The 19,177-nt window shown below is 70.0% G+C and carries 22 protein-coding genes; 12 read left to right on the top strand and 10 right to left on the bottom strand.

From position 1 onward, the window contains the following. Positions 1-3 precede the first annotated feature (3 nt). Positions 4-2,334: an ATP-binding protein gene (locus AMK58_RS29415; RefSeq protein WP_236778186.1), complete on the bottom strand. Its 2,331-nt coding sequence runs from the start codon at positions 2,332-2,334 to the stop codon at positions 4-6. A 202-nt stretch (positions 2,335-2,536) separates the two neighbouring features. Between AMK58_RS29415 and AMK58_RS05790 the strand changes: the two genes are divergently transcribed. From AMK58_RS05790 to AMK58_RS05765, 6 genes are all read left to right on the top strand, one after another. Next, a complete protein-coding gene (locus AMK58_RS05790) occupies positions 2,537-2,962 on the top strand; it encodes a YqaA family protein (protein ID WP_014240051.1) in 426 nt (141 codons plus the stop codon). Positions 2,963-2,980: 18 nt separating this feature from the next. Continuing rightward, on the top strand, positions 2,981-3,472 hold the full coding sequence (locus AMK58_RS05785; protein WP_051140183.1) for a YbaN family protein: 492 nt from the start codon (positions 2,981-2,983) through the stop codon (positions 3,470-3,472). Positions 3,473-3,656: 184 nt separating this feature from the next. Continuing rightward, complete coding sequence (gene ccoG / locus AMK58_RS05780; RefSeq protein ID WP_035672844.1) at positions 3,657-5,120, top strand: cytochrome c oxidase accessory protein CcoG; 1,464 nt, start codon at positions 3,657-3,659, stop codon at positions 5,118-5,120. A gap of 32 nt (positions 5,121-5,152) precedes the next feature. Beyond that, a complete protein-coding gene (mog, locus tag AMK58_RS05775) occupies positions 5,153-5,692 on the top strand; it encodes a molybdopterin adenylyltransferase (protein WP_035672842.1) in 540 nt (179 codons plus the stop codon). A gap of 129 nt (positions 5,693-5,821) precedes the next feature. Beyond that, complete coding sequence (locus tag AMK58_RS05770; RefSeq protein WP_035672839.1) at positions 5,822-6,388, top strand: hypothetical protein; 567 nt, start codon at positions 5,822-5,824, stop codon at positions 6,386-6,388. Positions 6,389-6,517: 129 nt separating this feature from the next. Continuing rightward, a complete protein-coding gene (locus AMK58_RS05765; RefSeq protein ID WP_059398715.1) occupies positions 6,518-7,726 on the top strand; it encodes an NnrS family protein in 1,209 nt (402 codons plus the stop codon). Here the strand turns inward: AMK58_RS05765 and AMK58_RS05760 are convergent. After that, the gene (locus tag AMK58_RS05760) at positions 7,678-8,436 is read right to left on the bottom strand and encodes an HAD family hydrolase (protein WP_035672833.1); all 759 of its coding nucleotides are present in this window, start codon (positions 8,434-8,436) and stop codon (positions 7,678-7,680) included. The two genes, AMK58_RS05765 and AMK58_RS05760, sit on opposite strands and share 49 nt — an antisense overlap. A gap of 167 nt (positions 8,437-8,603) precedes the next feature. Between AMK58_RS05760 and AMK58_RS30315 the strand changes: the two genes are divergently transcribed. Both AMK58_RS30315 and AMK58_RS05755 read left to right on the top strand, forming a co-directional pair. Further along, positions 8,604-8,744: a hypothetical protein gene (locus AMK58_RS30315; protein ID WP_155903434.1), complete on the top strand. Its 141-nt coding sequence runs from the start codon at positions 8,604-8,606 to the stop codon at positions 8,742-8,744. A 167-nt stretch (positions 8,745-8,911) separates the two neighbouring features. Continuing rightward, entirely contained in the window at positions 8,912-9,790 is an 879-nt protein-coding gene (locus tag AMK58_RS05755) for a class I SAM-dependent methyltransferase (protein ID WP_059398714.1), read from the top strand. Here AMK58_RS05755 and AMK58_RS05750 read toward each other — a convergent pair. The 5 genes from AMK58_RS05750 to AMK58_RS05730 form a co-directional block, all read right to left on the bottom strand. Continuing rightward, positions 9,765-10,757 (bottom strand): threonine ammonia-lyase, encoded by a 993-nt coding sequence (locus AMK58_RS05750; RefSeq protein WP_035672827.1) that lies wholly within the window; start codon positions 10,755-10,757, stop codon positions 9,765-9,767. The two genes, AMK58_RS05755 and AMK58_RS05750, sit on opposite strands and share 26 nt — an antisense overlap. A 3-nt stretch (positions 10,758-10,760) precedes the next feature. Continuing rightward, the gene (locus tag AMK58_RS05745; protein WP_035672824.1) at positions 10,761-11,516 is read right to left on the bottom strand and encodes an SDR family oxidoreductase; all 756 of its coding nucleotides are present in this window, start codon (positions 11,514-11,516) and stop codon (positions 10,761-10,763) included. A gap of 6 nt (positions 11,517-11,522) precedes the next feature. After that, on the bottom strand, positions 11,523-12,389 hold the full coding sequence (locus AMK58_RS05740; RefSeq protein WP_059398713.1) for an NAD(P)-dependent oxidoreductase: 867 nt from the start codon (positions 12,387-12,389) through the stop codon (positions 11,523-11,525). 103 nt (positions 12,390-12,492) lie between these two features. Further along, a complete protein-coding gene (locus tag AMK58_RS05735; RefSeq protein WP_059398712.1) occupies positions 12,493-13,611 on the bottom strand; it encodes an NnrS family protein in 1,119 nt (372 codons plus the stop codon). Next, the gene (locus tag AMK58_RS05730; protein WP_035672814.1) at positions 13,608-13,970 is read right to left on the bottom strand and encodes a winged helix-turn-helix transcriptional regulator; all 363 of its coding nucleotides are present in this window, start codon (positions 13,968-13,970) and stop codon (positions 13,608-13,610) included. Before AMK58_RS05730 ends, AMK58_RS05735 begins: the two co-directional genes overlap by 4 nt. A gap of 132 nt (positions 13,971-14,102) precedes the next feature. Here AMK58_RS05730 and AMK58_RS05725 point away from each other — a divergent pair, with 132 nt between their 5' ends. The 4 genes from AMK58_RS05725 to AMK58_RS05710 all read left to right on the top strand — a co-directional run bounded on the left by AMK58_RS05725 (position 14,103) and on the right by AMK58_RS05710 (position 16,841). Beyond that, complete coding sequence (locus AMK58_RS05725) at positions 14,103-15,116, top strand: zinc-binding alcohol dehydrogenase family protein (RefSeq protein WP_035672810.1); 1,014 nt, start codon at positions 14,103-14,105, stop codon at positions 15,114-15,116. A 137-nt stretch (positions 15,117-15,253) separates the two neighbouring features. Next, entirely contained in the window at positions 15,254-15,673 is a 420-nt protein-coding gene (locus AMK58_RS05720) for a winged helix-turn-helix domain-containing protein (protein WP_035672807.1), read from the top strand. 109 nt (positions 15,674-15,782) lie between these two features. Further along, a complete protein-coding gene (gene rpe / locus AMK58_RS05715; protein WP_035672805.1) occupies positions 15,783-16,439 on the top strand; it encodes a ribulose-phosphate 3-epimerase in 657 nt (218 codons plus the stop codon). Positions 16,440-16,583: 144 nt separating this feature from the next. Continuing rightward, on the top strand, positions 16,584-16,841 hold the full coding sequence (locus AMK58_RS05710) for a GlsB/YeaQ/YmgE family stress response membrane protein (RefSeq protein ID WP_014240033.1): 258 nt from the start codon (positions 16,584-16,586) through the stop codon (positions 16,839-16,841). An 80-nt stretch (positions 16,842-16,921) separates the two neighbouring features. On the opposite strand, the gene AMK58_RS05705 is transcribed toward AMK58_RS05710, so the two are convergent. The 3 genes from AMK58_RS05705 to AMK58_RS05695 form a co-directional block, all read right to left on the bottom strand. After that, positions 16,922-17,701, bottom strand: coding sequence for a PhyR family response regulator anti-anti-sigma factor (locus AMK58_RS05705; protein WP_035672802.1), 780 nt, complete (start codon positions 17,699-17,701; stop codon positions 16,922-16,924). A gap of 194 nt (positions 17,702-17,895) precedes the next feature. Then, positions 17,896-18,408, bottom strand: a complete 513-nt coding sequence (locus tag AMK58_RS05700) for a thermonuclease family protein (RefSeq protein ID WP_236778185.1) — start codon at positions 18,406-18,408, stop codon at positions 17,896-17,898. A 16-nt stretch (positions 18,409-18,424) separates the two neighbouring features. Continuing rightward, complete coding sequence (locus tag AMK58_RS05695; RefSeq protein ID WP_079285332.1) at positions 18,425-19,123, bottom strand: SOS response-associated peptidase; 699 nt, start codon at positions 19,121-19,123, stop codon at positions 18,425-18,427. Between the last annotated feature and the right edge of the window lie 54 nt (positions 19,124-19,177).

Below are 19,177 nucleotides of genomic sequence, written 5' to 3'. Positions count from 1 at the left end.
CCGTCAGGCCGGCGGACGCTCCGCCGGCACGACGCGGGGAAAGCGCAGGGTGAAGGCCGCGCCGCGGCCCGGCGCGCTGTCGAGCGCGATGCGGCCCCTCAGCCGGCGGGTGGCGATGTTGTAGACGATGTTCAGCCCCAGCCCGCTGCCGCCCGTGCCGCGGCTGGTGGTGAAGAAGGGCTCGAACACCTTGCCATGGAGTTCGGACGGGATGCCGCGCCCGTCGTCGGCATAGACCAGTTCCACCTCGTCGCCCCCCACCGCGCGCACAGCGACGCGCAGCGTTCCGTGTTGCCCCGGAGCGTAGCCGTGGATGATCGAGTTCATCACGAGGTTGGTCAGCACCTGACTGAGCGCACCCGGATAGCCGTCGATCAGCAGATCCGCCGGGCAATCCACCTCCACGCCGTGGGCCGCCCGCTTGATGCGGACGCCCAGGCTGCGCAGGACCTCGTCGATGTAGTCGCGCAGGTCGAAGACGCGGCGCTCCTCGCTCGCCTGATCGACGGCGATCTGTTTGAAGCTCTGGATGAGCTGGGCGGCGCGGTCGATGTTCAGCAGCATCAGGTGCGCCGCCTCCCCCGCCATGTCGAGGAAGTCGGCAAAGTCGGGCCGACGCAGCGTTCCCGCCTCGAAATCGCGCCGGATGACCCGGGTCCGTTCCGCCATCAGCGAGGCGCCGGTCAGGGCGATGCCGATGGGGGTGTTGATCTCGTGCGCCACCCCCGCCACCAGCGACCCCAGCGCGGCCATCTTCTCGGACTGGATCAGATGGGCCTGCGCCTCCTTCAGGTCATGGAGCGCGCGTTCGGCCTCCTCCCGCGCGGCGTGGGCGCGCTCCTCCGCATGGACGCGGTCCGACACGTCGGTGTGCGAACCGACGATGCGGAACAGCTCGCCGTCCGGACCAAGAACGCGGATGGCGCGGCTCAGCATATGAACCACGGTGCCGCGCTTGTGGCGGAAGCGCATGATGAACTGGCATTCGCCCATCGCGCCATTGATAAGGTCGCGGGCCATCCGGGCCGACAACTCGCGATCCTCGGGCAGGATCAGCTCGGTCCAACGGGCGGCGGTGTTGACCATCTCATCCTCGCCGTAGCCGAGCATTCCCCACCAGTAGGGCGACAGCCACAATTCCCCCGTGCGCACGTCCCATTGCCAGATCCCCTCGCGCGCCGCCCGGATCGCCAGTTCGAACAGCTCCCGGCTGGCGATGATCTCCCGCTCGGCGTTCCGCCGCTCGGTCACGTCGGTGTAGGTGACGACGAATCCGCCGTCGGGCAGAGGCCGGATCAGGCATTCCAGCACGTGACCGTCGGAACGGGTGCACTCCCAGGACCGCTCGTCCGGGGCGGGGCGGGCGGGAAGCGGCGCCGCGAGGGCCGCGGACGGGCCGGTCCCGGACCCGGTCAGGGCGTCGGGGCACACGCTCCCCGGCCCAAAGGCCACCCCCTGCCCGACCCGCCGGGCAATGGCGGCGTAGGGCGTGTGATAGCTCAGGAATTCCGGCTCCACCCCCAGCAACTCCGTAACACGCCCGTTCCAGGCGACCAGGCGAAGCCCCCGGTCGAAGGCCATCACTCCCTGGCCCAGCCCGTTCAGGACCGCCCGGCTCTGGTCCCACTGGGCTTCGAGCGCCTGTTCGGTGCGCTTGCGGGCAGAGATGTCGCTGATGCAGGCGAGCATGGCATCCTCGCCCCGGAACCGGAACCGCCGGGCGGAGACCATCGCCCAGAGATCGCTGCCATCGGGCCGGCACAGCCGGGTTTCGAACCCATCCACGCCGCCCGCCCCGTCGCACAGGGCGGAAAGCAGCCGCTCCCGCTCCGCCGGATCGGTGTAGAAGGCCTTGGCGAAGCTGCGCCCCACCACGTCATCGAGCGGCACCTCGAACAGCAGGCCGGCGGGCTGGTTGACCGCCATCACCAAGCCGTCGGACAGCCGGGTTACCACCAGGGGAACGGCGATGGCCTGCATGATCGCCCGCTCCGCCTCGCCGGCCCGGTCGCCCAGAAGGTCCTCCAGGCCGAAGAAGCCGCTGTCCTCCTGCGGGGCGCCGCCATCACCGGCAAGGGTCAACACCAAGTCGCCGCCCTCGCCCTCCGCCGGAATCAGGAGTCCGCGTTCCCTATACGGCTCGACCGCAAGCGCCACCGTCTCCCCGGCGCGCAGCCGCTCCGCCGCCGCGGCGGCGTCCTCACGCAACGGAAGTGCCTCCAGTAGGGCATCGAGGCTATCCCCCGGACAACCGCCCAGCGACGCCCGGAACACGGCGTTGGCCCAGATCAGGCGCCCGTCGGCATCGAAGCGGGCAAGGCCGGCAGCGGCCATCCGCAAACACTCCCCTTCATTCCCCAAGACGACGGCCGCCGGATGAGACCGGTCGGGCGCCCCCGAGTCCATCCGCTGCGAATTCATACAAAATGAATCTACACCAGTTTATCGCGGCGGCACCATGGCGCCTCCCGCATTCCTGTATGCGCACCCATGTTCTAGCCTCCGCCACCCCCGGCCCGGAAGGACCGTCCGCCGCATGTCCGAGTTTGCCGCCTACGGCGGGCTGTTCCTCACCGCGTTCCTGGCCGCGACCATCTTCCCGGCCCAGTCGGAAATCCTGCTGGTCGGCATGCACGCCACCGGCAACTACGACCATCTGGCGCTTCTGCTGTTCGCCACGGCGGGCAACGTGCTGGGGTCCGTGGTCAACTGGGCTCTCGGGCGCTACCTGATGCATTTCCAGGACCGCCGCTGGTTCCCGGTCCCCGCGTCCATGGTGGCGCGGGCCACCCGCTGGTACCAGCGCTTCGGGGTGTGGTCGCTGCTGCTGGCCTGGATGCCCGTCATCGGCGATCCGCTGACTCTGGTGGCCGGCATCCTGCGGGTGGACATCCGGATTTTCCTGCTGCTGGTCACCGCGGGCAAGGCGGCCCGCTACGCGGTGCTGGTCCTGGCCGTGTGAGCGGCCTACATTCACCCCATGGATGACCAGACCGCCCTTGCGGAGGACGCACCCGTCTGCGCCTCCCCCCTGCGGCGCCGGCTGTGGCTGGCGCTGGGCTACGCCGCGGTCGGGCTGGGCATCGCGGGCACCGTGCTGCCCCTTCTGCCGACCACCCCGTTTCTTCTGCTGGCCGCCGGGGCCTTCGCCAAGAGCAGCCCCGCCCTGCGCGACCGGCTGTACCGTGACCCGCGCTTCGGCCCGCTGCTGCGCGACTGGCAGTCCGAAGGAGCGATCCCCCGCAAGGCGAAGGCGGCGGCGCTGATCGGCATGAGCGTGAGCTGGGCGATCGTGGCGCTGACCTCCAGCCGCCCGCTGGTTCCCATCCTGGCCGGCACCTGCATGGCGGCGGTGGCCGTCTACATCGTCACCCGCCCCTCCCCATCCCGGCCCGCACCGCAGGACGCGGCGTCCGACGACGCAGCGGCGGTGGAGGACGGAAACGTTTCCGCATTGCGAAACGAAGCTTGAGCCAATCGGCCGATGGACGTATTACAGCCGGAAATCCCGGCCGGTCACCAGCGCCGCTGAAAAATCCTTATAACCCATAGGGATTCTTCAAATCCGTTCTCGTCTTGATCCCGATCAAGAAGCGCTCGGGTCCCGTCCGCTATTGTCCGGTCTTGCGTCCCTATCCGGAGCCAAGGCAGACGATATGCCAGACGGAAGCGCTGTCACGCCGGCAAAAATCCAGTTTTTCGAGAGCCAGAAGAAGATCCACCCGAAAGCCGTCTCCGGACGCTACCGGCGGTGGAAGACCATCCTGACCTGGGTGCTTCTGGCGGTCTTCTTCATCGCCCCCTGGATTCGCTGGGAACGCGGCCCCGATGCGCCGGCCCAGGCGGTGCTGTTCGACCTGACGACGCCGCGCTTCTTCATCTTCTGGATCGAGATCTGGCCGCAGGAAATCTACTACCTCACCGGCGTGCTGATCGTGGCGGCGCTGGGCCTGTTCCTGGCGACGGCGCTGGCCGGGCGCGTGTGGTGCGGCTTCACCTGCCCGCAGACGGTGTGGACCGACCTGTTCGTCTGGATCGAGCGCGCCTTCGAAGGCGACCGGGCGGAGCGCATCCGCCTGGACAAGGCCCCCTGGACCGCGAAGAAGGTCCTGCGCAAGACCGGCAAGCACGCCGGTTGGCTGGCACTGTCCGTCATCACCGGCTTCGGCTTCGTCGCCTTCTTCACCGACGCGCCGCGCTTGGCCGTCGATCTTCTGACCTTCAACGCGACCTACGAGGCGGCGGGCTTCTTCGCGCTGTTCGCGGGCATGACCTACGTCATGGCCGGCTGGACGCGCGAGCAGATGTGCTACTACATGTGCCCGTGGCCGCGCATCCAGACCGCGATGCTGGACGAGCACAGCCTCGTCGTCACCTACGACACGCTGCGCGGCGACACCCGCGGCCCAAAGCGCAAGTCGCAGAGCTGGGACGAGCGCCGGACCAAGGGTTTCGGCGACTGCATCGACTGCGGCCAGTGCGTGCAGGTCTGCCCGGTCGGTGTCGACATCCGCACCGGCGAGCAGGCGGACTGCATCAATTGCGGCCTGTGCGCCGACGCCTGCGACAACATCATGGTGTCGCAGGAGTTGCCGAAGGGCCTGATCCGCTTCGACAGCCTGGCCGCCCAGGACACCCGCGCCCAGGGCAAGACCTACCAGTGGCGGCTGATCCGCCCGCGCACCATCGTCTACGGCCTGCTGATGCTGGTGATCACCGGCGCCATGGCCTGGAGCTACGCGCTGCGCCCGCGGCTGGACATCGCCGTGCAGCGCGACCGCGCCCCGCTCTTCGTCACGCTGCAGGACGGCACCATCCGCAACGCCTACACCTTCAAGGTCTCCAACAAGACCCGCCAGGACCGCTCCTACACGCTGGCCGCCGCCGGAATCGCCGGTGCCGAGGTGAAGGTGGTGGGCGAGCGCGACGAGGACAGCGGCAGCGCGGTCAGCCACATCTCCGCCTCGCCGGACAGCGTGGCGACCTACCGCGTCTACGTCACGGTGCCGCGCGACTCCGTGCCGGACGCCTCCACCCCGGTCACCTTCCAGTTGACCGACACCAACAACGGCGACCGGGACAGCTACAAGAGCGTGTTCCTGGCGCCGGGCAGCAAGTAAGCCTGCCGGACATTCCATAAGGACCGCCGCCCATGACCTCCGCGAAGCCCGCCCGCATCGGCATCGTCACCGTGTCCGACCGGGCCAGCCAGGGCATCTACGAGGACAAGGGCGGCCCGGCCATCCGGGAGGAGCTGACGCGCATCGTCGCCTCCCCCTGGGAGCCGGTGGCCCGCGTCATCCCCGACGACCGCGAGGGCATCGCCGCCACCCTGATCGAGCTGGCCGACCGGGAGCGTTGCGACCTGATCGTCACCACCGGCGGCACCGGCCCCGCTCCGCGCGACGTGACTCCGGAGGCGACGGAGCAGGTCTGCGAAAAGATGATGCCCGGCTTCGGCGAGCTGATGCGCTCGGTCAGCCTGACCGTGGTGCCGACCGCCATCCTGTCGCGCCAGACCGCGGGAATCCGCGGCAACAGCCTGATCGTGAACCTTCCGGGCAAGCCTTCGGCCATTCACGATTGCCTGATGGCGGTCTTCCCGGCAATTCCGTACTGCCTCGATCTGATCGGCGCGGCGCGCATCGACACTGACCCATTGGTCTGCAAGGCATTCCGCCCGAAGTCCTGAGCTTTTGCCTATACCCTTTTTGCGCGTGCGGAGAGGAATACCATACGCATGGCCATGTTGCCTTGCGGGAACCCGTGCTCACCTTTTTCGTTCGAGGGGAGCGGGGTCCCCGATCAAGGTGAGCCAGCCATGCTGTTCGATTTCGAGCCTTCGGGCATCAACGACACCTATCTGCGCCTGACCCGGCGCGGTGTTTCCTGCATCGTCGCTCCGGCCGGGGCGTGGAACGGGTTGCTTCGGGTCAACTACATCGTCGCCGGGTCGCCCGGCGGCGCCGATCCGCACATGATCTACCGCTGCCTGGACATCGGGTGGGACGACGGGCGCTTCTGCTGGAAGGGGCGCGCCGCGCCGGTCATGACCACATCCGCCATGGTCGACATCCTTCAGGAACGCGGGCTCGTCACCAGCGGCGAGGCCGAGCGGTTGCTGTTCGGCATCAACAGCCCGGCGTCGGGCGGGTCGTCGGACGAGACGCTGATCGCCCGCGCCATGCTTCTGGGCTGCACCTTCTCGCCGATCTACGAGGACGCGCCGCTGAGCAGCGGCCCGCCGCGCGTGGGCGGTTTCGCTCTGCGCACCCTGGCCGATCCCGGCGCCTTCGTGCTGACCGCCCGCGACGGACTTCCCGTGCTGGACGCGCCCGCCCGCGACGCGCTGAAGCGCCTGATGGCCGAAAACGGCATCACGGTCTGACCGCGGCTTTTTCTCCAACGCGCCAGATTTTTGTTTGGAGGGTTTCTATTTGACGGCGGTCAAAGAAGGGTGACCGCCCCCGGCGCAGTGTGACGGCATGACCGATGCCTCCAACGCGCGGGGAACGCCATGACCAGTTCCGTTGCCGACCAGCCGGACCGTCCGCCGGTCCCCCTGATCTTCGCCTATGGGTTCCGGCCCTTCTTCCTGCTTTCCGGCCTTGCCGCACCTGTCCTGCTGGCCGCCTGGATCGCCGTGCTGGCGACCGGGTCCTGGCCGGACGGCGCCGTCCCGGCGGCCTCCTGGCACGCGCACGAGATGCTGTTCGCCTTCGTGGTCGCCGCGGTGGCCGGTTTCCTGCTGACCGCCGTGCCGAGCTGGACGGGGACCAAGGCGCTGTCCGGCCTGCCGCTCGCCGGCCTGACGGCGCTGTGGCTGGCCGGGCGGGTGGCGCTGCTGCCCGTCCTCGGCGTGCCGCTGCCGGTTGCGGCCATCCTCGACCTCGCCTTCCTGCCGGCGCTCGGCGTCGCGCTGGCCGGGCCGCTGGTGGCGGCGGGCAAGATCCGCAACACCGCCTTCCTCGCCCTGCTGGGCCTGCTGACCGCCGCCAACCTGCTGTTCCATCTGGACTGGCTGGGCGTGCTGCCGGGCGGCACCGCGCTGGGCGAGACGCTGGCCATCGGCGTCGTGCTGATGATGGTCGCGGTGATCGGCGGGCGCATCGTCCCGGCCTTCACCCGCAACGCCCTGCGGCTGCGCGGGCTGGATGGCACCGTCGTCTCCCGCCCCTGGGTGGAGAAGGTGACGCTCGTCTCGACGCTGTTGATGATCCCTGCCGACCTCGCTCTACCGGGCAACGCTGTCACCGGTCTGCTGGCGCTCGTCGCGGCACTCGCCCACGCTCTGCGGCTGGCCGGTTGGCAGCCGGCGAAGACGCTCGACCAGCCGATCCTGTGGGTGCTGCATCTCGGCTACGCCTGGGTGCCGGCGGCGCTGGCGCTGAAGGCGGCGCATCTGCTGGGGGCGGGCGTGGAAAGCTCCGCCTGGATCCATGCCCTGACCGCGGGGGCCTTCGCCACGATGATCGTGGCGGTGATGACGCGGGCCTCGCTCGGTCACACCGGGCGGATGCTGGTGGTGACCCGCCCGACCGTGGCCGGCTACATCCTGCTGACCGCCGCCGCACTGCTGCGGGTGCTGGCGCCCGAGCTGCCGGGCGGCCTCTACTGGACCGCCCTGGAGGGGGCCGGCGCTGCCTGGATCGCGGCCTTCGCCTGCTACCTGTACGTCTACGCACCCATCCTGCTCGCCCCGCGGGCCGACGGCCGCCCCGGCTGAGGTCCACCGGGCTGTAGAAGGCCCATCGCGCGTGGGCTGCGTTTCCCGATGAGGCTGGTGGCGAAGCGGCGCTGGAGGTCTTCCGGATCACGGAAGATCTCCGCGCAGCCAGCCTTGCGCAGATCCTGCTCGGCAAAGCCGCCGCACAGAACCCCCACCACGGTCAGCCCCGCCCGCCCCGCCGCCTTGGCATCCCAGGGGCTGTCGCCGACCACCACCGCCTCCTCGGGCGGCAGGCCAAGCCTCTCCAGAGCCGCCTCGAAGATGTCCGGATGCGGCTTCGACCGCTCGGCGTCGTCGGACGAGGTCTCCACATCCACCAAGTCCGTGATCTCCGCCGCGCGCTTGTAGCGCTCCAGCTCGTCCCCCTTGGCGGAGGAGGCGAGCGCGATGCGCAGACCCTCGGCGTGGAGATGCTGAAACAGGCCGCGCACCCGGCGGAAACCGCGGACCTTCGGCATGTATTTGCGGGCGAACAGCTCGTGCCGGAAATGGTCCAGCTCGTCCTCGATGCGATCCAGATCCTTCTCCGGCACGAAGACCGGCATCAACTGGTCGCCGCCCTTGCCGATCTGGGAGCGCACCGCGTCGAAGTCCGCGTGGTAGCCGAAATGCCGGATCGCCTCTACCCAGGCGTGGGCGTGCAGATCCACCGAGTCGACCAGGGTGCCGTCCACGTCGAAAATGACGGCCTTCAGAACGCCGCTCATCGCCGCCTCCTCACCAAGCTTCGTGCGTATTTTCCGGGGTATTCCTTCTCGAACAAGTGGCGCGGCGCGGCGTTCCTCGGACCGATGTGCGGTGCGATAGAATTTGTCACATGGACCCGTCATAGCTGTGATCCGTTCACCCCTTACACAGATTGGGAAGAACGGACATGCCCAAGACGTTGAAGAGCTACGCCGCCCTCATCGGTCGCGCCCGCCACGCCGTCCAGCGCCTCAGCCGCCGCCGCGCCCAGCGCGTCCCGATGGAGCATCTTGACCTCGGCCTGTTCCAGAGCGACATCCGGCTGTAGCGCTACCCTTTCGGATGGGGTTCCACCAACCGGAGGGGCTCCCTTCACGCCACGCGATCGCGCTCCGCAATAGGACTCCCCCTCCGTCCTAGGCGGGCAAGCTGAATGTTTCCGCCGGAACCGGCGCGCTATCGTCGCGCCGTCCATCCAGCGGAGCCTCAGCCCCCATGACCGCCACCTTCGAGTCCGCCAGCGTCGAGACGACCAGTTTCGAGGATCAGTATTTCTCCGGCGCCGCCCTTTACGGCGACGACTTCGACGCGGCCCGGATCGCCCGCTGGTACGGGGTCGAGGCGCGGGCCCCAGAGGAGGAATTCGCGCGCACGGCGCCCGAGCGGCCCGGCTACCGCTACGAATACCACGCGCTGAATCACCGCCACGCCTTCCGCTTCCTGGCCGGGCGGCGCTTCCGGCAGGCGCTGGCCTTCGGCTGCGCGGCGGGGGACGACGTAGCGCCGATCGCCGGGCAGGTCGACCGCTTCCTGGCCGTGGAACCCATCGAGCGTTTCTGGCGGACCGACATCGCCGGCACCCCCGCCGAGTACCGCCGTCCCACGCTGGGCGGATGCATCGACTGCGCGGACGGGGCGAACGACCTGACCGTCTGCCTGCACACACTGCACCACATTCCGAACGCCGGCGCGCTGCTGGCCGAGTTCGCCCGCGTCACCGCCCCCGGCGGGCTGTTCATCCTGCGCGAGCCGATCAGCACCATGGGCGACTGGCGCCAGCCCCGCCGCGGCCTGACCGCAAACGAGCGCGGCTTCCCCGTGCAATGGCTGGAGGAACGCTTCGCCCGGCTGGGCTTCACGGTGCGGCAGCGCCGCTTCTGCTCCTTCCCGCTGACCGAGCGGTTGGGGCCGCTGCTGGGCGTCTCCCTGCCCTACGGCAACCCTTTGCTGGTGCGGCTGGACGAGGCGGCCTGCGCGCTGACGCGGTGGAACATCGCCTACCACCGCGACTCGGTCCGCAGGAAGTTTGCCCCCGGCGCCGTCTATTACGTGCTGGAGCGCGACGCCGTCACGACGACGCCAGCGCGTCCGTGAAGGTCGCGGCGTCGACGTTGCCGCCGCTCAACACCACGGCGACGGTGCGCCCCGCCGCCGGCAGCTTGCCGGTCAGCACGGCGGCCAGCCCGACCGCCCCGCCCGGCTCGACCACCAGCTTCAGCACGGTGAAGGCGTAGGCCATGGCGGCCTTCACCTCGGCGTCGGTGACGGCAAGGCTGCCGGACAGCAGGTCCTTCATCACCGGGAAGGTCAGGGCGCCCGGCGTCGGGGTCAGCAGCGCGTCGCAGATGGAGCGTTGCCCGGCGGCGTTCTCCACCCGCTCCCCGGCGGCCAGCGAGCGCGCGACGTCGTCGAAGCCCGCCGGCTCCGCCGCCCACAGGCGGGCGTCTGGGAAGCTGTGGCGGACCGCCGTGGCGACCCCGGACATCAACCCGCCGCCGCTGCACGGCGCGATCACGTCGTCGGGAACCGCGCCGATGGCCTGCGCCTGTGCGGCGATCTCCAGCCCGACCGTGCCCTGCCCGGCCATGATCTGCGGGTGGTCGTAAGGCGGCACGGTGGCGGCACCCCGCTCCTCCGCGATGGCCCCGGCGATGGCTTCGCGGCTTTCGGTCCAACGGTCGTAGAGAACCACCTCGGCGCCGTAGCCGCGGGTGTTGGCGATCTTCAGGGCCGGGGCGTCGCTGGGCATGACGATGACCGCCGGCATGCCGAGCAGCGCCGCCGCCGCCGCGACACCCTGGGCGTGATTGCCCGACGACCAGGCGACCACCCCGCCCCGGCGCTCCTCCGGCGTCAGTTGGGACAGGCGGTTGAAGGCCCCGCGGAACTTGAAGGAGCCGCTGCGCTGCAAAACCTCCGGCTTCAGCAGAACTCGGCCGCCGACCCGCTCGTTCAGCAGGGCGTTCTCCAGCAATGGCGTGCGCACGGCGAAGCCGTCCAGCCGCGCCGCGGCTTCCACGATGTCCTGGTGGCCGATGGCAAAGGAATTCGACGCGGGCATGGCTCAGCGGCCTCCGGAGACGTTGAGAAGGGCGCCGGTCACGTAGGACGCGGCGTCGGACAGCAGCCACAGCACGGTTTCGGCGACCTCGTCCGCCGTCCCGGCGCGCCCGGCGGGCGGGATCAGAGCGGGGTTGTCGAGCCGGTTGCCTTTGCCGGGGATGATCTGGATGTCGGTGTCGATCAGGCCGGGCCGCACGCAGTTCACGCGGATGCCCTCCTTCGCCACCTCGCGGGCGAGGCCGACGGTCAGGCTGTCCACCGCGCCCTTGCTGGCGGCGTAGCCCACATACTCGTTGGGCGAGCCCAGCACGGCGGCGATGGAACCGACGTTGACGATGCTGCCGCCTTGCCCGCCGTGGCGGGTGGACATGCGGCGCACCGCCTCCCGCGCACAAAGCACGGCGCCGGTCACGTTGATGTCCAGCATGCGGCGCAGATCGTCCGGCGCGGCCTCGTCGAGCCGTCCATAGGGGCCGATGATGCCGGCGTTGTTGACCAGCCCGGCGATGGGGCCGAAATGGTCCTCCGCCGCGTCGAACAGGGTGCGGATGTCCTCTTCGCGAGCCGCGTCGCCCCGCACCGCCTGGGCCTGCCCGCCGGCTTCGCGGATCGCCGCCAGCGTGGCCTCCGCCGCCTCGGCGTTGCCGATGTAGGAGAAGGTGACGGCGTAGCCGCGCTGCGCCGCCATGCGGGCGACCGCCGCCCCGATGCCCCGACCGCCGCCGGTGACGACAAGAGATTTGTGTGCCGATGACATGATTCCTCAGCCCTCCTGCGGGTTGCCGGCCAGCCGGTCGAAGATCCGGACGAGCGCGCCGTCGCTCTCGCGCCCCAGCCCCACCGCGGCGGCCATGGTGAAGAGTTGCAGAGCGGAGGCGGCCAAGGGCGTCGGAACGGTCATCCGCCGCGCGGCGTCCATCACGCTGCCCAGGTCCGTCCCGACGATGCTCAGCGGCCGTTGCGACGGGATGTGGAAGGGACCGGCGGCGATGATCTCGGCCAGCCGCTGCGGATCGACCCCGGCGCGGACGCCAAAGGCCGTGGCCTCGGCCACCGCGGCGGCGTGGATGCCGGTCAGCATCTGCTCCACGGCCTTCACGGCGGAGCCCTGCCCGTGTTCGGTGCCGACGCGGTGCAGCGTGCCCGACGCAGCGGCGATCAGGTCGGCCGCCCGCGCGAAGGCGTCCTCGGGGCCGGAGGCCATGACCACCATGCGCCCTTCCGCCGCGCGCACCGGGCCGCCGCCGACCGGCGCGTCCAGCATCAGCAGGTCCCGCTCGGCGAGGCGGCACCCGACGGCGGCGGCCATGTCCGGCGGGACGCTGGTAGAGAGGACGACCACGCCGCCCTTCGCCAGGGTCCCGGCCACCCCCTCGGCGCCGAACAGCACCTCCTCCGCCTGCTCCGCCGTGGCGACCAGGACGATGACGCGGTCCACCCGGCGCCCGACGTCGGCGGGGGAGCCCGCGGCCTCCCCGCCATGGGTGACGAGGCTCATGCATTTGGCGGCGTCGAGGTCGCAGCCGACGACCCGGAAGCCGGCGCGGAGCAGCGACAGCGCCACCCCCATGCCCATGGAGCCGAGCCCGACGACGCCCGCGCTGCGGACCGGTTCCAATGCGTCGCTCATGATCCCCCCTGCGGTCGCGCCCGCGTCTTCCCATGGCCCGTTAGCAATGGCCGTTGCGTCGGAGTGTCGGGGGCGCGGCGGAGAGCGTCAAGTGGTGGATGGCTCAGGCCCGTATCCGCTTCGGCACGCGCAGCAGCACCCACAGGACCAACAGATGCGCCCCCATCCAGGCCAGCGCCGCCGCGGGCATCAGCAGGTCCGGCGCGGTGCTGGCCGCGGCGACGCGCAGCGCGGCGGCCAGCCCGACCAGAGCGATGGCGGCGGTGGCGGGCCGGGAGAAGTCCGGCGGCAGCGCCTCCCGCTGCAGGGTCGCGCGCACCATCATGGAGGCGGCCAGCGTGCCGAGCGCGCCCGCCCCGATGACGTGCCAGCCCGCCCCGCCGGTGAGCGGAGCCAGTCGCTCGACGCCGAGAAACAGCCAGCCGAGCCCGAGCCAGCCGTAGCCCAGATGCAGGCTCCACAGGTCCGGGCGCTTCAGCACGGCGCCCGTCCGCCAGCGCGCCAGACGCGCCCAGGCCGTCACCCCGGCCAACGCCGCGCCCGCCGCCCCGATCCATGGCAGCGGACCGGTCGTCATCCCGACGGCCACGGTCAGGGCGGCCAACACCGCCCCGGCGACGCCGGCCCATTCCAGGCGCGGCTGCACCCGCTCGACCAGCATCCCGCCCTGCTTGCGGACTTCTCCCGCCGTGGCTGACGGGATGATGCGCCCGCCCATCACCAGCATCAGGATGCCGACGAGGTGCAGCGCGAACAGGGCGCCCGTCCGCCCGCCATCGCCGCCCCACCAGACCAGCGCCTCGGCCAGCGCGAAGGCGCCGATCACCGGGCCAAACAGCATGTTATGGCCGCTCTTGGCCGCGCGCAGGAAGGGCATGCCGGCCACCACGAACAGCGCCACCGGATAGGCCAGCGCCAGCGGTGCGGCAAATTCCGGCGGCAGGCCGCCCAGCACCGCCAGCCGCCCGGCCAGCCACGCGGCGAAGGCGACGCTCAGCGCCACCCCCGACGGCCGCGTCAGCAGGAAGCCGCCGACCACCGCCAGCGCGTAGCCCATCAGCATCTCGTGCGCGTGCACCGCCGGGGTCCAGCCGATGCCGAGCCAGCCGAAATAACCGGCCACCCACAACGGCACGCTGAGCGCCCCGTAAAGCGCCGCAGCGGGGAAGAACAGGCGGTGCCCCCAGGGACGCTGCGGTGGGGGCGGAACGAAGGCGCTCATGCCGCGACAACGGCCTTCGGGATGGCGGGACGCAGATGCTCCTCGCCCCAGGCCTTCAGCGCCAGGATGATCGGCTCCAGGCTCCGCCCGCGCGGCGACAGGCTGTATTCGACGCGCGGCGGCACCTCCGCATAGACGGTGCGGACCAGCAGCCCGTCCGCCTCCAGCTCGCGAAGCTGGGTCGTCAGCATGCGCTGGGTGACGTTCGGGACGCGGCGGCGGATTTCGTTGAAGCGCAGCGTGCCGTCCAGCAGATGGTAGAGGATCAGCCCCTTCCACTTCCCGCCGATGAGAGCGAGGACACCTTCCACCGGACAGCCCGGCGAGCAATCCAGGTTGGCGTGCGGGACGCGGGCCATGACGGTATCCTTTTCGACACTATGTGCGTTTCATGTGCATTCTTGCGCCCCGGTGCTGCAAGGCGCAAGTCTGTCGGCGGAGCACAACACGCCGCAACAAGCACGCAACAACAAGCACAAGGACTTGAGGCCATGCGCGCCGTCGCCTTCACCCGATCCCTGCCCATCGACGCCCCCGACGCCCTGATCGACGTGGAGCGTCCCCGCCCCGAGCCCCAGGGCCGCGACCTTCTGGTCGAGATCGAGGCCGTCTCGGTCAACCCCGTGGACACCAAGGTCCGCCGCAACATGCCGCCGGCGCCGGGCGCCATGAAGGTGCTGGGCTGGGACGCCGCCGGTATCGTAGTCGCCGCCGGGCCGCAGGCCACGCTGTTCAAGCCGGGCGACGCCGTCTTCTACGCTGGGGCCATCGACCGCGACGGCACCAACGCCGAGTTCCATCTGGTGGACGAGCGCATCGTCGGGCCGAAGCCGGCCAGCCTCGATTTCGCCCAGGCCGCGGCATTGCCGCTGACCAGCATCACCGCGTGGGAAGCCATGTTCGACCGGCTGGACGTGCGCCGCCCGGTGCCGGGGGCGGCAAACGCCATCCTGATCGTCGGCGGGGCCGGCGGCGTCGGCTCCATCGCCATCCAGCTCGCCCGGCAGCTGACCGACCTGACGGTGATCGCCACCGCGTCCCGCGAGGAGACGCAGGCCTGGTGCCGCGACCTCGGCGCCCACCATGTCGTCGATCACCGCAAGCCGCTGGCCGCCCAGGTGGAGGCGCTGGGCATCGGCGCCCCGGCCTTCGTCTTCTCGACCAACGACACCGGCGCCCACCTGCCGGAGATCGCCGCCCTGATCGCCCCGCAGGGCCGCGTCGCGCTGATCGACGACCCGGCGGGGCTGGACGTCATGGTGCTGAAGCGCAAGAGCGTGTCGCTGCATTGGGAGTTCATGTTCACCCGGCCGGTGTTCGGCACCGCCGACATCGACGCCCAGCACGCTCTGCTCAGCGAAGTGTCGCGCCTCGTCGACGCCGGCACCGTCCGCACGACGCTGGCCGAGACGTTCGGCACCATCAACGCCGCCAACCTGACGCGCGCCCACGCCCTGCTCGAAAGCGGGCGGGCCAAGGGCAAGATCGTGCTGGCCGGCTTCTGATCCGCGCCTTGCCTTTTCGGCGGGGGACGGCCAGTCTCCCGCCGAAAAGGGCGGAGCGGAGGAGCGCGCATGGCCGGGATGAACGGAAGCGGAGGCCGGGCGCGGCCCGCCACGGCGGCAGCGTCCTGGACGGCGCCATGACCCGCCTGCGCATCCGCATCGACTTCGACACGGGCGGCTCGGTCGGGCCGGGCAAGATCATGCTGCTGGAGCGGATCCGGAAAACCGGCTCCATCTCTGCCGCGGCGCGGACGCTCGGCATGTCCTACCGCCGCGCCTGGCTGCTGGTCGACGACCTGAACCGCATCTTCGCCGAACCGGTGGTCTCCGCCGCGGTGGGCGGCAAACATGGCGGCGGGACCGCGCTGACCGCCTTCGGCGAACGGGTGATCGAGCATTACCGTACGGTGGAGCGCGACGCCTTCGCCGCCGCCGCCCCCCGGCTGGAGGCGCTGGAGGGGATGCTCAACGCCGAATACGGCGCGGGAAGTGACCCGGCGGACGACGGCAGCTTTTCCGGCGACCCGGCGCTGAAGCCCGGCTGCAAGCCAGCCTGACAGTTCCTTCCAGACGGCGAGAGGGGTTGGGGCGGCGGGGGAGCCGTGGTATGGGAAGGCGGATTTTCCACCGCCCTTTCCCGCACCGTTCACGCCAAGGATTTCCGCCATGCGCCCGGTCAAGATCGCCCCGTCCATCCTCTCCGCCGATTTCGCCCGGCTGGGCGAGGAAGTGCGCGCCATCGATGCGGCGGGCGCCGACTACATCCACATCGACGTGATGGACGGCCATTTCGTCCCCAACATCACCATCGGCCCGGCGGTGGTGAAGGCGCTGCGCCCGCACACGGCGAAGCCCTTCGACGTGCATCTGATGATCTCTCCGGTGGATCCCTACATCGCCGCCTTCGCGGACGCCGGCGCCGACATCATCACCGTCCATCCGGAGGCCGGCGCGCATGTCCACCGCACCATCCAGCTCATCAAATCTCTGGGCAAGAAGGCCGGACTGTCGCTGAACCCGGCCACCCCGCTGGAGGCCGTCGACTATCTGCTGGAAGACCTCGATCTCGTTCTGGTCATGACGGTCAACCCCGGCTTCGGCGGGCAGAGCTTCATCGCCAACCAGCTTCCCAAGATCCATGAGCTGCGCCGCCGCATCGACGCGCTGGGCAAGCCCATCGACCTCCAGGTGGACGGCGGCATCAACGGCGAGACCGCCCGCATCGCCATCGAGGCGGGAGCCGACGTTCTGGTCGCCGGAACCGCCACCTTCACCGGCGGGCCGGACCGCTACGCCGCCAACATCCGCGCCCTGCGGAGCTGATTCCAGCCCTAACCCTTCTCCCTCCCGGCCATGCTCCAGGTGGGTTTATCCGCAAGGGGGTCCTCCTTCGGGCAGAACCAAACGCCGTTTTGGGCGTTATGGCTGCGTGGGATCGAGGACATCGATACTGGAGGGAGAGAGGTTATGGGTATTCTGTGGACGATCATCATCGGCTTCCTGGCCGGCATCGTCGCCAAGTTCCTGATGCCGGGCCGCGATCCGGGCGGCTTCATCATCACCACGCTGCTCGGCATCGCGGGTGCCTTCGTCGCCACCTATCTGGGCGAGGCCGTGGGCTGGTACCGGGCGGGTGAAGGCGCCGGCTTTATCGGCGCCATTGTCGGCGCCATCATCATCCTGGCCATCTACCGCATGATCGCCGGGCGCCGGACCACCGTCTAACCGGCGGCAACACGGCAGCACACATGCAAAGGGCGGCCCGACGGGGCCGCCCTTTTCGCATGTCCAATCCGAACCGCGTGTTACGCCAGCGCCACCGGGCTCGGCATGAAGACCGCGCGGGAGATCGCCGCCTGGATCGCCTCGTTGGTGAAGGGCTTGCGGACGATCTGGCCGAGATGGCGGGCGTCCGCCTCCTCCAGGTCGCCGTCGAAGGCCGTGACAAAAATGGTCCGCATGGCGCGCTTCTGGCGCAGCCGGCGGGCGACCTCCACCCCGCTGCCGCCGTCGGCCAACCGGACGTCGAGCAGGGCCAGCGTCGGCTTCTCGGCCTCCAGCAGTTCCAGGGCCTCCTGCTCGTTGTTGGCGGTGCCGCAGACGACGTGGCCCATGTCGGTGACCAGCGAGCCGATCTCCATCGCCAGGATCGGGTTGTCCTCGACCACCAGAACCCGCTGGGTCAGGGCGTTGCGCACCTTGTCGCGGGCAACGGTCAGCCGGTCCTGGCCCTCCGGCGCGGGGATCTGGAGCACTTGGGCGGCTTCAGGAACCGTCAGCCCTTCCAGCGTGATCAGCAGATACATGCGCCGCTCGCCTTCCGGCAGGGACGCCAGCGCCCGTTCGATGGGGTGCGGCGACGGGGTCGGCAGCCCGTCCCCGTCCTCGTCGAACAGCAGATTCAGCAGGGCGTAGAGCGGCACCCGCGCCCCGGCTTCCAGCCCGAAGCGGGACGGGGCCATCACGGCGACCTCGACGCAGCGCGTCACGAGATCGTCACCGCGTTCGGTCGCTCCGGTCAGCGCACGTGCGTAGCGGCGCAAGTAGGGGAGATGATCGTAAAGCTGGCGTGCGTAGACTCGCATGACCCGTTCTTCCGCGCCGGTGGGTGGGTCCGTCCGGCCTTCGGCACCGAAGGGCGCTGGCCGGTCGGCTTGATTAATAACTTGTTAACACTCTGAAACAGTATCACGCCCCCCAAGGAGGGCGAACCGAAAAAAAGGCCGAGTCCCCCTTCCTCCGTTGGCAGAGGCCAGATGGCCGAACCGGACCGCAGGACCTACCGCGCCTGCTCCCTCTGCTGACGCGACCGCCACTGCCAGGGCTTCTCCACCTGCCCCGCCCACAGCCCCAGCCGGCGGCTCTGCGCGAAGGCCTCGCTGGAGGCGTAGGCCGGCGAAAGGCTGCGGTAGGCGAAGGCCCAGCCACGCGCCACCATGGCCGCCCCCAGATCGACGCCGAGCACCCGGCATTCGCCCAATTGCTGGCCGTTGCGGTCGCGTTCGGCGATGGTGCAGGTCACCTCCTGGTCCTTGATCAGGCCGGCCAGCACCGCCGTGGCGATGCGGAAGCAATCGAGTTCGTGCCCGTAACGATTCCGGCATTTCTGCCCGACGTCGGGGGCGTCGATTCCCATGAGGCGAACCGGCGTCCCTTTGATGGACAGCGTATCGCCCTCCATGGAGACACCCTGCCCTTTTAACGTCTCGTTGGGGGTGTTGGCGACCTTGCCTTTGGTCGTCCCTCCCTGGGCATACGCCGTTCCGGTTGAGCCGACGAGAAGAATCGCCACCAAAAGACTTCGCCAGTCAGAACAAGGTCGGCGCGTCATCGGGCGGTGCATCGTCCAAGGGAGCCGCGCAGGCTTCGTCGTCGTTGCGCACGTTGTTGACGCGCGGCCCCACCGGATGAGCCTCCAGCAGCGCGTCCGGCGCCGGCTTCAGAAGCCCTTCCAGCACCGGCAGCGGGGCGGCGGGGTCCAGCCACAGGTCCCAGTCCGTCTCGTCGAGGATCACCGGCATGCGCTCGTGCAGCGGCTTCAGCACCGCGTTGGCCGTGGTGGTGACGATGGTCAGCGTCTCCAGCGGTTCCGCAGGGGCAGGGCCGCCCTTCGGCCCGTTCCAGCGCTCCCACAGGCCGGCGAAGGCGAAGGGCGCGCGGTCGCGGCGGCGGATGGCGAAGCCCTGCTTGCGCTTGCCCTCGGCCTTCCACTCATAGAATCCGTCCACGGGGACGAGGCAGCGCCGCTTGCGGAAGGCCTCCCGGAAGGACGGCTTCTCGGCCAGCGTCTCGCCGCGCGCGTTGATCAGCCGCGCCCCGATGGACGGGTCATCCGCCCAGAAGGGCACGAGTCCCCAGCGCAGGGTCACCAGATGACGCCCATCCTCCTCCCGCCGCACGGCGGGCACAGGCTGGGTGGGGGCCACGTTCCAGCGGGGCTGGAGGTTCGGCAGTTCGGGGAAGCCGAACAGCCGCTGGACCTCCGCAGCCGGCGTGGCGAGTATCATGCGTCCGCACATGGCCTAAGAATAGGTGGCCCGGCGCCCCCACGCCACCGCCGG

Origin of the sequence: Azospirillum brasilense (assembly GCF_001315015.1) — a bacterium.
Taxonomy (GTDB): Bacteria; Pseudomonadota; Alphaproteobacteria; order Azospirillales; family Azospirillaceae; genus Azospirillum; species Azospirillum brasilense.
Note: the sequence above shows the minus strand (reverse complement) of the source record. Positions and strands in the feature narration are given on the sequence as shown.